The 14,451-nt window shown below is 65.4% G+C and carries 11 protein-coding genes; 5 read left to right on the plus strand and 6 right to left on the minus strand.

All coding sequences use genetic code 11. The features are described from left to right. Window positions 1-562: 562 nt before the first annotated feature. The 3 genes from LJ754_RS00005 to LJ754_RS00015 form a co-directional block, all read right to left on the minus strand. A complete protein-coding gene (locus LJ754_RS00005) occupies window positions 563-1,354 on the minus strand; it encodes an MBL fold metallo-hydrolase (protein WP_227924858.1) in 792 nt (263 codons plus the stop codon). A gap of 7 nt (window positions 1,355-1,361) precedes the next feature. Continuing rightward, a complete protein-coding gene (locus tag LJ754_RS00010) occupies window positions 1,362-2,468 on the minus strand; it encodes a branched-chain amino acid aminotransferase (protein WP_227914396.1) in 1,107 nt (368 codons plus the stop codon). Window positions 2,469-2,530: 62 nt separating this feature from the next. Next, window positions 2,531-3,595 carry a 3-isopropylmalate dehydrogenase gene (locus tag LJ754_RS00015; protein ID WP_227924859.1) on the minus strand — a complete coding sequence of 355 codons (1,065 nt, stop codon included), beginning with the start codon at window positions 3,593-3,595 and terminating at the stop codon, window positions 2,531-2,533. Between the two features lie 124 nt (window positions 3,596-3,719). Between LJ754_RS00015 and LJ754_RS00020 the strand changes: the two genes are divergently transcribed. The 5 genes from LJ754_RS00020 (at window position 3,720) to LJ754_RS00040 (ending at window position 9,709) form a co-directional block, all read left to right on the plus strand. Continuing rightward, window positions 3,720-4,919: a DUF7134 domain-containing protein gene (locus LJ754_RS00020; RefSeq protein WP_227924860.1), complete on the plus strand. Its 1,200-nt coding sequence runs from the start codon at window positions 3,720-3,722 to the stop codon at window positions 4,917-4,919. A 4-nt stretch (window positions 4,920-4,923) separates the two neighbouring features. Then, entirely contained in the window at window positions 4,924-5,652 is a 729-nt protein-coding gene (locus LJ754_RS00025; protein WP_227924861.1) for a response regulator transcription factor, read from the plus strand. A 97-nt stretch (window positions 5,653-5,749) separates the two neighbouring features. Beyond that, window positions 5,750-6,517 (plus strand): ABC transporter ATP-binding protein, encoded by a 768-nt coding sequence (locus LJ754_RS00030; protein ID WP_227924862.1) that lies wholly within the window; start codon window positions 5,750-5,752, stop codon window positions 6,515-6,517. Window positions 6,518-6,520: 3 nt separating this feature from the next. Beyond that, window positions 6,521-9,025, plus strand: coding sequence for an FtsX-like permease family protein (locus LJ754_RS00035; protein WP_227924863.1), 2,505 nt, complete (start codon window positions 6,521-6,523; stop codon window positions 9,023-9,025). A gap of 156 nt (window positions 9,026-9,181) precedes the next feature. After that, on the plus strand, window positions 9,182-9,709 hold the full coding sequence (locus tag LJ754_RS00040; RefSeq protein WP_227914405.1) for a hypothetical protein: 528 nt from the start codon (window positions 9,182-9,184) through the stop codon (window positions 9,707-9,709). A gap of 61 nt (window positions 9,710-9,770) precedes the next feature. Here the strand turns inward: LJ754_RS00040 and metG are convergent, their stop codons facing one another. The 3 genes from metG to ilvC form a co-directional block, all read right to left on the minus strand. After that, window positions 9,771-11,330, minus strand: coding sequence for a methionine--tRNA ligase (metG, locus tag LJ754_RS00045; protein WP_227924864.1), 1,560 nt, complete (start codon window positions 11,328-11,330; stop codon window positions 9,771-9,773). 317 nt (window positions 11,331-11,647) lie between these two features. Continuing rightward, entirely contained in the window at window positions 11,648-13,243 is a 1,596-nt protein-coding gene (gene serA, locus LJ754_RS00050; protein WP_227914409.1) for a phosphoglycerate dehydrogenase, read from the minus strand. Window positions 13,244-13,403: 160 nt separating this feature from the next. Continuing rightward, complete coding sequence (gene ilvC, locus LJ754_RS00055) at window positions 13,404-14,429, minus strand: ketol-acid reductoisomerase (protein WP_227914410.1); 1,026 nt, start codon at window positions 14,427-14,429, stop codon at window positions 13,404-13,406. Window positions 14,430-14,451: the final 22 nt, after the last annotated feature.

A 14,451-nucleotide genomic window follows, 5' to 3' on the forward strand; every position in this document is an offset into this window, starting at 1 on the left:
GCCAGCGTTCATCCTGAGCCAGGATCAAACTCTCCGTAAATGTTCATACAGACACAATGCCGGGGCCAAGGAAAATTGGCCGCCAGGCACTGCACTAAATTCGAAACCAGCTAAAAAAACCATTCCAACCCACGGGGTGGGCGGAACAGTCGATTCAACCAATTAAAATAAATTGGTATCAATAAACTTGGCACACTATTGAGTTCTCAAACAACAGACGCAATCCGAAAATACTCAGGAAAACAATGTTTTCCTTTTCTTCTTCGCTGCAAGGTTTTCCATCTTATTCCATTCCGGCGTTTTCCGCAATTCCCGGTTATCCTTATCGGAAGCCTCGGGAAAGCGTGTCAACCGCCGTTCCGGCCCAGCAAAAAGCCGGAGTCTTTCCTGCCGGCCCCGTGAAGGGGCGCACCAGAGAAACTCTGTTTTTTGGTGGGTTTGGCCGCCATGCTTCGGGCGCTTATTTCAGCGTCCCGGCCGCGGCGACTCGTCTATCTTTGCACACCCTGCCCGGTCCCCGCAAACCGTTTCGAAGTGACCTGCCGCACCCCTGTCCAGCCGCCTACTCACCGTGGAGGTAGGCCAGCTGCGCGGCCACGGACAATTCCGCGGCAGCCCGGACATTGGCCGGCACATCGGAGTAGACCAGGTCGGCTACTTCAGCTGTTCCGGCGTCCGGGCCGGCCGACTCCAGTGCGGCGCGGATTTGTTCCAGCCGCTCCTCCCGGTGGTCCCGGTAGGTCAGGACCGTTGAACTCAGATCCGGCAGGACCGGCCCGTGGCCCGGAAGCGCGGTGGCCGGGCCCAGGTCCGAGAGCATGGAAAGCGTCAACAGATAGTCGCCCAGTGTTCCATCCGGGAAGTCCAGCACGGTGGTGCCCCGGCCCAGAATCGTGTCCCCCGTCAGGACGGACCCGTTGGGGCCGTCGTCGGGAAGGAAAAAGCAAAGCGAATCCGAGGTATGCCCGGGCGCTGCCAGCACCCGGATCTCCACTCCGGCGGCCCGGATCACTTCGTCGGGGCGCAGGGGCTCCCCCGCAACACAGTACGCAGGGTCGAAAGCCCGCACCGGTGCCCCGGTCAGTTCCGCGAACCTGCGGCTTGCCTCGGTGTGGTCGGCATGCCGGTGGGTTATGAGCACCAGCTCCACCGTTCCCGCCGAGGCCAGTGCCTGCAGGTGCTCCTCATCCAGCGGTCCCGGATCTACCACCACCGTGCTTCCGGACTCCGGGGCAGCCAGCACATAGCTGTTGGTTCCATCCAACGACATGGGTCCCGGGTTCGGCGCAAGGCGCACACGGGTCAAGTCACTGCTGCGGACCAGTCCGGATTCCGGAAGCGCGGAGGCGGGCATGCCGGTCCTAGGCCAGACGGGTCAGCCAGCCGTGGGTGTCCTCCACGGTGCCGTTCTGGATGCCGAGCAGCTGCTCGCGGATGGACATGGTGACTTCGCCGGGCTTTGCATCGGCGGAGCCGATTACCTCAGTCTCGGACTTGAGCTGGCCCACCGGAGTGATGACGGCGGCGGTGCCGCAGGCGAAGACCTCGGTGATTTCGCCGGAAGCAACGCCGTCGCGCCATTCGTCCAGGGTGATCTTGCGTTCCTGGACATCCATGCCCCGGTCCCGGCCCAGCTGCAGAACCGATGAGCGGGTGATGCCGTGCAGGATGGTGCCGGAGAGCGACGGGGTCACCAGGCGCCCGTCCTTGAAGACGAAGAACACGTTCATGCCGCCCAGTTCCTCCACGGCATTGTCATTGAACTCGTCGAGGAAGAGGACCTGCTTGCAGCCGTTGGCTTCGCCTTCCATCTGGGCGATCAGCGATGCCGCGTAGTTGCCGCCGCATTTGGCCTCACCCGTGCCGCCGCGGCCGGCGCGGGCGTACTTGGTGGAGAGCCAGATGGAGACGGGCTTCAATTCTCCGCCAAAGTAGTTTCCGGCCGGGGAAGCGATGACGCGGTATGAGACTTCGCGTGCCGGACGGACACCCAGGAACGCCTCGGTGGCGATCATAAACGGGCGCAGGTACAGCGCTGCGCCGTCGCCGTCCGGGATCCAGTCCTTGTCCAGGGCCACCAGCTGGCGGATGGACTCCAGGAAGAGTTCCTCGGGCAGTTCCGGCAGCGCCAGCCGGCGGGCGGACAGGTTCAGCCGGGCCGCGTTGGCCTCCGGGCGGAAGCTCACAACGGAACCGTCGGCGTGCCGGTATACCTTCAGGCCTTCGAAGATCTCCTGGCCGTAGTGCAGGACGCCGGCTGCCGGATCGATCGAGATGGGTCCGTAGGGCTCAATGCGGGCATTCTGCCACTGGGCGTCTCCGCCTTCGGCCGCCTTCCAGTCAATAACGGCGGTGTGGTCTGTGAAGTAGTCGCCGAATCCGGGGTTGGCCAGGATGGTGGCCCGCTCGGAGGCGGACTTCGGGTTGGTGGAAAGCTCCTGGGTGAATTCCAGTGCGCTGACGGTCATGATTCCTCCACGGTGAACGGCAAAAACCCGTTCTACGACTACTTGGTTGTTAGGTACAGAGCTTATGACACCGCGGCGGCGATGGCATCGCCGACTTCCGACGTCGAGCGGTGCGCACCGGTACGTGCCGCAATGTCCGCCGCCACAGCGTCCTCCACCCGGCCGGCCTCGGCTTCGAAGCCCAGATGCCGCAGCATCAGGGCCGCCGAAAGGATGGCAGCAGTGGGGTCCGCCTTCTGCTGCCCCGCAATGTCGGGGGCAGAACCGTGGACGGGCTCGAACATGGAGGGATAGGTGCGGTCCATGTTGAGGTTTCCGGAAGCGGCCAGGCCAATGCCGCCCGTGATTGCCGCCGCCAAGTCCGTGATGATGTCGCCGAAGAGATTGTCGGTGACAATCACATCGAAGCGTGAGGGATCACTCACCATAAAGATGGTTGCCGCGTCCACGTGCAGGTAGTCATGGGTGACCTCCGGGAACTCTGCGGCCACCTTCTCGACGGTGCGCTTCCACAGCCGGCCGGCGTTCACCAGCACATTGTGCTTGTGGACCAGGGTGAGCTTGCGCCGGGGCCGCTGGGAGGCGCGGCGGAACGCGTCCCGAACCACGCGTTCGACGCCGTGCGCCGTGTTCAGTGACACCTCGGTGGCGATTTCCTGCGGGGTTCCTTCCCGGAGCACTCCCCCGTTACCGGCGTAGGGACCTTCGGTTCCTTCGCGGACCACAATGAAGTCCACCTCTCCAGCATTGGCCAGGGGGCTTTCGACGCCGGGATACAGGCGGGAGGGGCGGAGGTTGACGTAGTGGTCCAGGCTGAACCGGAGTTTCAGGAGCAGTTCGCGCTCGATCAGCCCGGAGGGCATGGTGGTGTCCCCCGGCGCGGCCCCGACGGCGCCGAACAGGATGGCGTCGTGCGTCTTGATCGCCTCGAGCGTGGCATCGGGGAGGGTCTCGCCGGTCGCGAGCCAGTGCTCTGCCCCGAGTTCGTATTCCGTCAGTTCGAATGTGACGGGACTGGCCGCCGTCGCCTTCTCGAGGACCTTGACCGCTTCAGCGGTAACTTCCGGGCCGATACCGTCTCCCGGGATGACGGCCAGGGAAATGCTTGTGGGCTGTGTCTCGCTCATGACCCCATCTTAGGAAGAGGGTCCGCATGGCGAAGAAGGCATCTCACATGCTGGTCACCGCGGACAAGGAGTCCACCCCCGGTATGACGCGCGGACCGGCCGGGGAGCCCTAGAGTTGGTAATCATGCTCGTGCACCGACGTATCTATGCCTGGATCCAGGCGAACCCCGGGAAAGTGAACCTCTGGCAGGCAATCGCTGCCACGCTCATCTTCGCCGTGCCTTTCCTGCTGCTCGGGTCCGGGGGCGGCCGCGGCCTCATGGAATTCGCCCTGTCCGCCGTCATCTGCATGACGCTGGCCTGGCGGCGCAGCCGTCCCGTCGCCAGCGCCGCCGTCCAAGCCGCCGCCTGCATCCTCCAGCTGTTCCTGGTCCCGGTCACTGCCCTGCCGGCGGACATCTTCGTGCTGGTCACCGTCTATTCCCTGGCAGCCTTCGCACCGCGCTGGGCGAGCCTTGCCGGGCTGGCCCTGGCCATGGCAGGCGGGGCACTCTTTTTGATCCGGTATATCTTTCCCGACATCGTCCAGATCAGCACTTCCGTCATCGCCGCCATCGACCTCGTCGCCTTCGAAGCGGTGATCCTGGTGGCCTGGACGTTCGGCGACCTGACCCGCACCCGGCGCCTCGCCGTACAGGCGCTCGAAGACCGTGCACACCGGCTCGAAGTGGAACGGCAGCAGGAACGGGATCTGGCCGCCGCCGACGAGCGGAGCCACATTGCCCGGGAAATGCATGACATTGTGGCGCACTCGCTCTCCGTAATCATCACCCAGGCCGACGGCGCACGGTATGCGAGCGCCGAGGACCCGGAAGTAGCACCGAAGACGCTCGGCGTGATTGCAGAGACCGGCCGGGGCTCCCTGCGGGAGATGCGCCGGCTGCTGGGCGTCCTCCGCGGCGACGAAGCGGCCTCCACCCGCCCCCTGCCCACCCTCGCAGATGTTGACGCGCTGGTGGACTCGGTCCGGCGGGGCGGCGTGGATGTTGAGGTCCTGGCCCAGGGAACGCCGCGCCGCCCGCTGCCGCAGGGTGCGGAGCTCAGCGCCTACCGGGTCATCCAGGAATCCCTGACCAATGTCCTCAAGCACGCCGGACCGCGTGCCAGCGCAGAAGTGTCGTTGCAGTGGTCGGCCAAGGGCCTGGACATCACCGTCCGCGACAACGGGCACGGCGCCGCGGCCGGGCTCTCCACGGACGGCTTGGGCCAGGGCATCACCGGAATGAGTGAACGCCTTGCCCTCTACGATGGAACCCTGAAAGCGGCCCCCGCGGCCGGCGGAGGATTCCGCGTTGAAGCATTCATTCCCTATACGGAAGCGTAGGCACGTGCCCCCATCCCCCTGGACACCCGAATCCGATGCTGCCGGGACAACCGGCGATCCCATCCGCGTAGTGCTGGTGGACGACCAGCAGCTGGTCCGCGGCGGGTTCCGCATGCTGATCAACTCCCAGCCGGACCTTGAAGTGGTCGCAGAGGCGGGCAACGGCAGCGAGGCCCTCGCCGCGCTGGCTGCGGTAGGCGCCAACGTCGTCCTGATGGATGTCCGCATGCCCGGCATGGACGGGATCGAGGCGACGGAAAAGCTGCTGGGAGCCGGCGGAGTACGCAACGAGGATGTGAAGGTGGTGGTGCTGACTACCTTCGATCTGGACGAGTACGCGCTCTCCGCCATCCAGGCCGGGGCCAGCGGCTTCCTGCTCAAGGACGCCCCGCCGGAGGAGCTGCTGGAGGCCATCCGCACGGTGCATCGCGGCGACGCAGTCATTGCCCCTTCCACCACCCGGCGCCTGCTGGACCATGTAGCTCCCCTGCTGCGCACCGCCGGCACCCCGGGCAGTCCGCACGCCGCCGCCGTCGCCTCCCTGACCCCGAGGGAACTCGAAGTGTTCACGCTGATTGCGCAGGGCCTCTCCAATCCGGAGATCGCCGCCCGGTTGTTCCTCTCCGAGGCAACGGTCAAAACCCATGTGGGACACATCCTTGCCAAGCTGGAGGCCCGGGACCGCGTGCAAGCCGTAGTGATTGCCTACGCGACCGGAATTGTCGCCCCCTAGGGGCAGCCAGCTTCCACCCACGGTATGAGACCCGCCGGCCAGGGACCGTCCCCCCGCCCGATGCGGCAGGGGTACGGTCGAAAATAGTGTGGGGGGTATGAAAACACTCGCAGAGCATAATCCTGTTCCCAACACGGGGACCCGCCTGGCCGCTGCCGCCCAGCAGCTGAACAAGACCTACGGAAAGGGCGAAACCTCCGTCCACGCCCTTCGGGACGTGGACGTCAGCTTCGAAACCGGGACATTCACCGCCATCATGGGTCCGTCCGGCTCCGGCAAGTCCACCCTGATGCATTGCCTGGCCGGACTGGACACCGCCGACTCGGGTCGGATCTGGATTGGCGGCACCGAACTGACGGGGCTGAACGACGCCGCCCTCACCCGGCTGCGGCGGGACTCCGTGGGCTTCGTTTTCCAGTCCTTCAACCTGGTTCCCACGCTGACGGCTGAACAGAACATCACGCTGCCCGTCGCCCTGGCCAACGGGACCGTTGACCGGGCATGGCTGGACAGCCTCACCGAAACCCTGGGCCTCACCGGCCGCTTGAAGCACCGCCCGCACGAACTTTCGGGCGGCCAGCAGCAACGCGTCGCCGTCGCCCGCGCCCTGCTGACCCGCCCGGATGTCCTGTTCGGCGACGAACCCACCGGCAATCTGGACTCGAAGTCCGGCGCAGAGGTGCTTTCGCTGCTGCGCCGCTCCACCGCGGAAATGGGCCAGAGCATCATCATGGTCACCCACGACCCCGTTGCCGCTTCCTATGCGGACCGGGTGGTGCTGATGAACGACGGCGCACTGGTAGGCGAACTGGCCAACCCCACTCCGGACACCGTGCTGTCTGCCCTGACCAAGCTGGGGGCGTAGGCCGTGCTGCAGGTAGCGCTGGCGCAGGTGCGCCTGAACGCCCGCCGCTTTATAGCGGTTTCCCTGGCGGTTCTGATTGCGGTGGGGTTCCTGACCGCCACCCTGATCATCAATTCCTCTTCCAAGGCGTCCCTGGCGCAGAGCGTGGGCGAGTCATACCGGAACGCCGACTTGGTCCTCGCCCGGGACATGTCCGATCCGGACTCCGAACCGCTGATGTCCGACGACGCAGCCCTGGTAAGTGACACAGCGGGAGTGGCTGGAACGTACGCCGCGCAGACGGGCTACGTTAACTTCGGCGCAGGCAAGCAGAGGGTGTTTGCCGAGTTGGGCAACACCTCGGACTACGCGCAGTTGTTCCCGGTTGATGTGCTCGAAGGCACCCTCCCGGTCTCCGACAACGAGGTGGCCGTGGACCGGGACACCGCCGAGAGGCAGGATCTGGCCCGGGGATCGGTGCTGACCGTCACCAACGCCTTCGCCGATCCGGAGGTTGAACAGCCGACAGTCCAGCTGACCGTCACGGCAGTGGTGGCGCCTTCCGAGAACCCGCAGGTGATGGGCACACCGCAGCTGTACTCCACCACCGCAACGGCAGCCCTTTTCGCTGAGGCCGAGGCTGGCTTGAGCAACATCCAGGTTGCGCTGGCCGACGGAGCCGATGTGGAGCAGGTCCGTACCGCCCTGGAGCAAAAGCTCGAAGGGCACGAGGGCATCACGGTCCGCACCGCGCAGGAAGAAACCGACGCCATGGTGTCCGCGTTCACCGGCGGCGAAGACATCCTCACCACCATCCTGCTGGCCTTCGCCGCTGTGGCATTGCTGGTCTGCGCCCTGGTGGTTTCCAACACCTTCTCGGTGCTGGTGGCCCAGCGCACCCGTGAACTCGCCCTGCTGCGCTGCATCGGTGCAGCCCGGTCACAGATCCGCCGCTCGGTGATTGTGGAAGCACTCATCGTCGGCGGTGTGGCTTCAGTGGCCGGTGTAGCGGCCGCAATCGCCCTCGTAGGCGGTCTCATCGCCTACCTGCAGACCCTGCCGGACAGCGGTTTTGCCACCATGGCCGTCTCCCCGCTCTCAGTGGTGGCCGGTCTGGCCGCCGGCATCCTGCTGACGGTCCTCGCAGCCCTGGTTCCGGCCCGGGCAGCAACCGCAGTGGCTCCGCTGGCTGCACTGCGTCCGGCCGACGACGTCCGCGCCGGCACCCGTCGCGGACGGGCCCGGCTGGGTATCGGCCTGGTCCTGCTGGTCGTGGGGGCTGCCTTGCTTGCAGTGGGCGCGGTCCGGGGAAATCTCCTTATCGCCCTTCCCGGCGGCATGCTCAGTTTTGTGGGCGTGTTGATGTGCGCAACCCTGTTTGTCCCCTCACTGGTACGCACGGTCGGGCGGATTGCCGCACCGCTGGGTGTCCCGGGCAAACTGGCTGCGGTGAACGCGGTCCGCAATCCCCAACGCACCTCGGCAACCTCTTCCGCCCTGCTGATCGGCGTCACCCTGGTGACGATGATGATGACCGGCGCAGCAACCGTCCGAACGTCCCTGGACGATGTCCTGGCCGCGGAGTACCCCGTGGATGTGGCGGTTTCCGGTCAGGACGAATCCGTCACCGCCGCTGATGCCGGCGCGGTCCGTGAAGTGGAAGGGGTACGGGAAGCCGTTCTCGTTCCGGTCTCTGCCACGGCCGAGACTGAAAACGGAGATCAGTTCGGGGTGTACGCACTGGATCCGGCCGACGCCGCCAAGGTGCTGCAGGATTCGTCCCTGGCCCTGAAAGACAACACCATTCTGGTACCGCAGAACACCCCGGAAAAGACCCTCACGGTGAAGGGTGCAACCTCCAGCGTCGAGCTTGAGACAGTGGTCTCCGAGAGCAGCCAGATGCTGCCGCTGATCACTGCACAGACTGCGGAGTCCATCGGCGGGCCCGCACCTGCCGGTGACGAGCAGTATCCGCCCATGCCCCAGCTGTGGCTGTCCGTGGAGGACGGGCTCAACACAAGCGCGCTGATGGACCTGCGCACCGACGTGGCTGAAGCCGCCGGTGTGGAGGACTACGAAGTATCCGGCTCGGCCATCGAGCGCGGTGCCTTCGAGCAGGTCATCAACGTCCTGCTGATGGTGGTCACGGGCTTGCTGGGAGTCGCGGTGGTTATTGCCCTGGTGGGTGTGGCGAACACGCTGTCGCTGTCCGTGCTGGAACGCACCAGGGAATCCTCCCTGCTGCGGGCACTGGGCCTGACCCGTAACCAGCTGCGCGGCATGCTTGCCTTGGAAGCCGTGCTGATCGCCGGAGTAGCTGCCCTGATGGGCACCGTGCTGGGCTCGCTGTATGGCTGGCTCGGAGCCGAATCCGCGCTGGGCGCCTTTACGTCCGTTACCCCGTCCCTGCCCTGGCTGCAGCTGGCCGCGGTCCTCGCCGTGGCCGTCCTGGCCGGCCTTGCGGCCTCGGTCCTTCCGGCCCGGCGCGCGGCACGCCTCTCTCCGGTGGCGGGGCTGGCCGCCGACTGACCGGCAGCACCGGCCCGGCCCGTCCGCGGTCCGGCTGCGGGGCACCTGCCTCGCGGTCGGGCCGCAGATCTGCGAGGATACAGGGAAGGACAAATTACTAAGCAGGCTTATGCCGGGTGGAAAGATCCGGCAGGCTGCAGCCGTAAGGAGATCAGCATGACGGAAGCTACACCCGGGACCTTTACCCCAGGCCGTGAATCACTGGCCGCCTATCTCGATGACCATCTGGTGGGCGCGGAGACCGGCGTCCGCCTGTTCACCGCGGCACAGCGGACCTGGGAAGGATCCCCGTTCGAGGAGACCTTCGCCCGGCTGGTGGAGGAAATCTCCGACGAACGCGACGAGCTGGAGTCCCTGATCCACGCGCTGGGGTACTCCCGGAGCAAGGTGAAGGCCGCCGCAGCAGCCGTGGGAGCAGCAGCCGGCAAGTTGGGTCCGCTCAATCCGCTGAGCACCGGCGGCGGCACCACCGGCCAGCTGGAACTTGAATTCCTGCAGTCGCTGGTAAGGATGAAGGAATCCCTGTGGCGAACCCTGCTGGTGCTTTCGGGCACCGATCACCGGTTTAATACGGCCCGGTTGCAGGAACTGGTCGAGATGGCCCGCGGGCAGCAGGAAGCGGTGGCGGAAGTGATGGAAAAAACGGCCGTGGAACGGTTCCTGGCCACGGACCCTGAGGCGTAACGTACCCAGCAGCAAAAACACCCCCCGGCGGATAGCCGGGGGGTGTTTTTGTTATGGCCCGCTATTCGGCCGGCTCTTCGTACTTCGGGAAGATGGGCGTGGGTGCCGGCAGTTCAGTGCCCGGCACCAGCGGCGTACCAATAGCGCTGAACTGACGCGCGGCGTCGTCGTCCTGGCCCAGCACGGTCAGCAGTTTGGCGGCACTGCCCGGCATGACCGGCTGGATCAGGATGGCCACGATCCGCAGCACTTCCAGGGTCACGTAGAGCACGGTATTCATGCGGTCGACGTCGGTCTTCCGCAGCACCCAGGGGGCCTGCTCGGCAAAGTAGGCGTTGGTGTCGCCCAGGACTTTCCAGGTGGCTTCGAGCGCGCCGTGGAAGTCCTGCACGTCATAGGCTTCCCGTGAGATCTGCAGCAGGTTGCCGGCGGCCTCGAGCAGTGCGGTGTCCTCAGGCGTGAACGCCCCCGGCTGCGGCACGGCGGCCCCGCAGTTCTTGGCCACCATGGACAGGGAGCGCTGGGCCAGGTTGCCCAGGTTGTTGGCGAGGTCGGAGTTCATCCGGCCCACAACGGCGTCGTGGTTGTAGGAACCGTCCGCACCGAACGGGACCTCGCGCAGCAGGAAGAACCGCACCGAATCCAGGCCGTACTGGTCCGCCCAAGCCTTGGGCGCCACCACGTTGCCCAGCGACTTGGACATCTTGACGCCCTTGTTGTGCAGGAAGCCGTGGATCATAATCCGCCGAGGCAGTTCCAGCTTCGCGGACATCAGGAACGCCGGCCAGAAGATGGCGTGGAAGCGGGAGATGTCCTTGCCGATGACGTGGACGTCGGCGGGCCAGTACTTCCGAAACGCCTCACTCTCGGTGTTGGGGAAGCCGACGCCGGTGAGGTAGTTGGTCAGCGCGTCCACCCACACGTACATCACGTGGTCCGGGTTGCCCGGCACCGGCACGCCCCAGTTGAAGGTGGTGCGGGAGATGGACAGATCCTCCAGCCCGCCCTTGACGAAGCTGATGACCTCGTTGAACCGCGAGCGCGGCGCAGCGAAATCCGGCTGGGACTCGTAGAGGGCCAGCAGCCGGTCCTGGTAGGCGGAAAGGCGGAAGAAATAGCTCTCCTCTTCCGTCCAGGTCACCTCGGTGTCCGTCTCCTTTGAGTAGCGCACCCCGTCCTCGCGGACTTCGGTCTCGTCCTCGGTGTAGTACGCCTCATCCCGGACGGAGTACCAGCCGGAGTACTTGGAGAGGTAGATGTCACCGTTCTCCTCCATCCGCTTCCAGATGGCCTGCGCGGCAGCGTAGTGATCCGCGTCGGTGGTACGGATGAACCGGTCATAGGAGGTCCCCATGTCCGCTTCCATTTGCTGGAAGGCGGCGGAGTTGCGGTCCGCGAGTTCTTTGGCGGTGATGCCTTCCTTATCCGCGGACTGCTGCATCTTCAGGCCATGCTCATCCGTACCCGTCATAAAGAACACGTCGTAGCCGTCGAGGCGCTTGAAGCGGGCCATGGCATCGGTGGCGATGTGCTCGTAGGCGTGCCCAATGTGGGGTTCGCCGTTCGGGTAGGAGATAGCGGTGGTGATGTAGAACGGGGTCTTGGAGTCGGTTGAAGTCACATAAGAAAATTACCCTGTTTTACCCGCCGGTGTCGCACTGCGGCGCTCTGGCGCCCCGGAGTTCATTTCCGCCGCCTTATGTACAGCTGATGTCCCTTGCGCACTGTCTGGGCAACATCAGCTGTACGGAAAGCCGAATACTTTGCCGGCGGCCGGGTGCATAGGAGTTCCCGAGCTGCCCGGGAGCGGAACTTCCCAGGGTCCGGTACGGCTGGTGCTGGTGTTGCCCCACCAGCAACACCTGCCCCGAAGCGTGGGACGTTCCGCCCTGCAGCGTTTCGGGGCCAGGCGGTGGTAACCCGCAACGGCCCCCCGCGCTAGTCCTGCAGGTCCACCTCGCGGGCAACCGTGGCCCCGATTTCGAGTTTCAGTGCTTCCAGGACATCCTGCGGGACGGAGGAGTCCACCGTCAGCAGGGACAGCGCCTGGCCGCCTTCGGTGTTCCGGGCCACCTGCATACCGGCGATGTTGATGTCCTTCTCCCCCAGGATCCGTCCCAGGGCGCCGATGACGCCGGGGCGGTCCTGGTAGATCAGCACAATCAGGTGCTCGCTGATGGGGATTTCCAGATCGTAACCGTTGACGCCTACGAGCTTCTGGATCTGCTTGGGCCCGGTCAGGGTGCCGGAGACCTCCAGGCGGGTGCCGTCGGACAAGGCGCCGCGGATGGTCAGCAGGTTACGGTAATCATCCACGTCCGGGGTGGTCAGCAGCCGCACCTCGATGCCGCGCTGCTCGGCGAGCACCGGAGCGTTCACATAGGAGACCTGCTCGGAGACGATGTCGGTGAAGATGCCCTTCAGTGCTGCCAGTTCCAGGGACTTCACGTCCAAGGCGGCAATTTCTCCGGCCACTTCGATGTCGACGGCGGTCACTGAGTCCGAGGACAGCGCGGTGAAGATGCGGCCCAGCTTCTCAATCAGGGGGATGCCCGGGCGAACGTCTTCGGCAATGACGCCGCCGGCAACGTTCACGGCGTCGGGGACCAGTTCCCCGGCCAGGGCCAGGCGCACCGATTTCGCTACGGAGATGCCCGCCTTTTCCTGTGCCTCATCGGTGGAGGCGCCCAGGTGCGGGGTGACCACCACGTTGTCCAGCGCGAAGAACGGCAGGTTGGTGCTGGGTTCCTTGACGAACACGTCCACGCCGGCACCGGCGATCTTCCCGGACTGCAGCGCGTCGAACAGGGCCGTTTCGTCCACGAGCCCTCCGCGGGCCACGTTCACCACGTAGGCGGTGTCCTTCATCTTGTCGAAGGCTTCGGCGCCGAGCATGCCCAGCGTTTCCGGAGTCTTGGGCATGTGGATGGTGACGAAGTCGGATTCTTCCAGCAATTCGTCCAGCGTCACGAGGCGCACGTTCAACTGCGCTGCCCGGGCCGAGGTGATGTACGGGTCATAGGCGAGGATCTCGGTGCCGAACCCCTGCAGGCGGGCGGCCACGAGGGCGCCGATGCGGCCCAGCCCGATGATGCCGATCTTCTTTTCGAACAGCTCGGTGCCGCTGTACTTGGAGCGCTTCCACTCCCCGTTCTTCAGCGCCGCACTGGCCTGCGGGATATTCCGGGCCAGGGACAGGATGTGCCCCACCGTCAGTTCCGCGGCGGAGATGATGTTCGACGTCGGGGCGTTGACCACCATCACGCCGGCCTGGGTCGCAGCCTTGATGTCCACGTTGTCCAGCCCCACGCCGGCGCGGGCGATGACCTTCAGGTTCTTCGCAGCCGCGATGGCCTCGGCGTCCACCTGGGTGGCCGAGCGCACCAGGATGGCGTCGACGTCGGCGATCGCGGCAAGGAGCTGGGAGCGGTCGGCGCCGTCAGTGGAACGGATGTCAAAGTCCGGACCCAAGGCCTCGACGGTGGCGGGCGAGAGTTCCTCCGCGAGGAGTACGACTGGTTTGGTGGCAGACACCGGTTACCTCTTTAGCTGTGGAAGATTCAGGTGGGGTTTTTCGTGCCGGAGGCCGGACCCAGACGGGTCCGGCCTCCTTGCCGATTCGGCTTGCCTTTCGAGCCTAACGCCTGCCTGCGGAGGCGGCGCGATTCGGTGCTTCTGTTACGGGCGTCACCTTCTAGCGGGCTACGGAGCCTTCGGTGTAATCGTCTTCGTTCTTGATCCAGGAGAAGAGCTTGCGCAGTTCGCGGCCGGTGGCCTCGATCGGGTGGTCCTCGCCCTTCTTGCGCAGCGCCTTGAACTCCGGGGCGTCGGCATCCTGGTCATCGATGAAGCGCTTGGCGAAGGCGCCGTTCTGGATGTCCGCGAGGACGGCCTTCATGTTTTCCTTGACGCTCTCGTCAATGACGCGCGGGCCGGAGACGTAGTCGCCGTATTCGGCAGTGTCGGAAACGCTCCAGCGCTGCTTGGCGATGCCGCCTTCCACCATCAGGTCCACGATCAGCTTGAGTTCGTGCAGCACCTCGAAGTACGCCACCTGCGGCTGGTAGCCGGCCTCGGTCAGCGTCTCGAAACCGTACTGGATCAGCTGGGAAGCGCCGCCGCAGAGCACGGCCTGCTCACCGAAGAGGTCTGTTTCGGTCTCTTCGGTGAAGGTGGTTTCGATGACGCCGGCGCGGGTGCCGCCAATGGCCTTGGCGTAGGACAGTGCCAGCTCCTTGGCCTTGCCGGACGCGTCCTGCTCCACGGCGATCAGGTCCGGGACACCGCGGCCGGCTTCGAATTCGCGGCGCACAATGTGGCCCGGTCCCTTGGGGGCAACGAGGGCGACGTCGACGTCGGCCGGGGGCTGGATGTAGCCGTAGCGGATGTTGAAACCGTGCCCGAAGAACAGGGCGTCGCCGGACTGCAGGTTCGGGGCGATTTCCTCCGCGTAGACGAAGCGCTGGACCTGGTCCGGGGTGAGGACCATGATCAGGTCCGCCTCGGCCACGGCGTCAGCCACGGACAGGACCCGCAGGCCCTCGGCTTCGGCCTTGGCACGGGATGCCGAGCCTTCCTTCAGTCCGACGCGGACGTCGACGCCGGAGTCGCGCAGGCTCAGGGCGTGGGCGTGGCCCTGGCTGCCGTAGCCGATGACCGCGACCGTGCGGCCCTGGATGATCGACAGGTCTGCGTCGTCGTCGTAATACATGTCAGTCACTGTGGGTATCTCCTACTGGTTT

The sequence above is a fragment of the Arthrobacter sp. zg-Y40 genome (genome assembly GCF_020731535.1).
GTDB lineage: Bacteria > Actinomycetota > Actinomycetes > Actinomycetales > Micrococcaceae > Arthrobacter_B.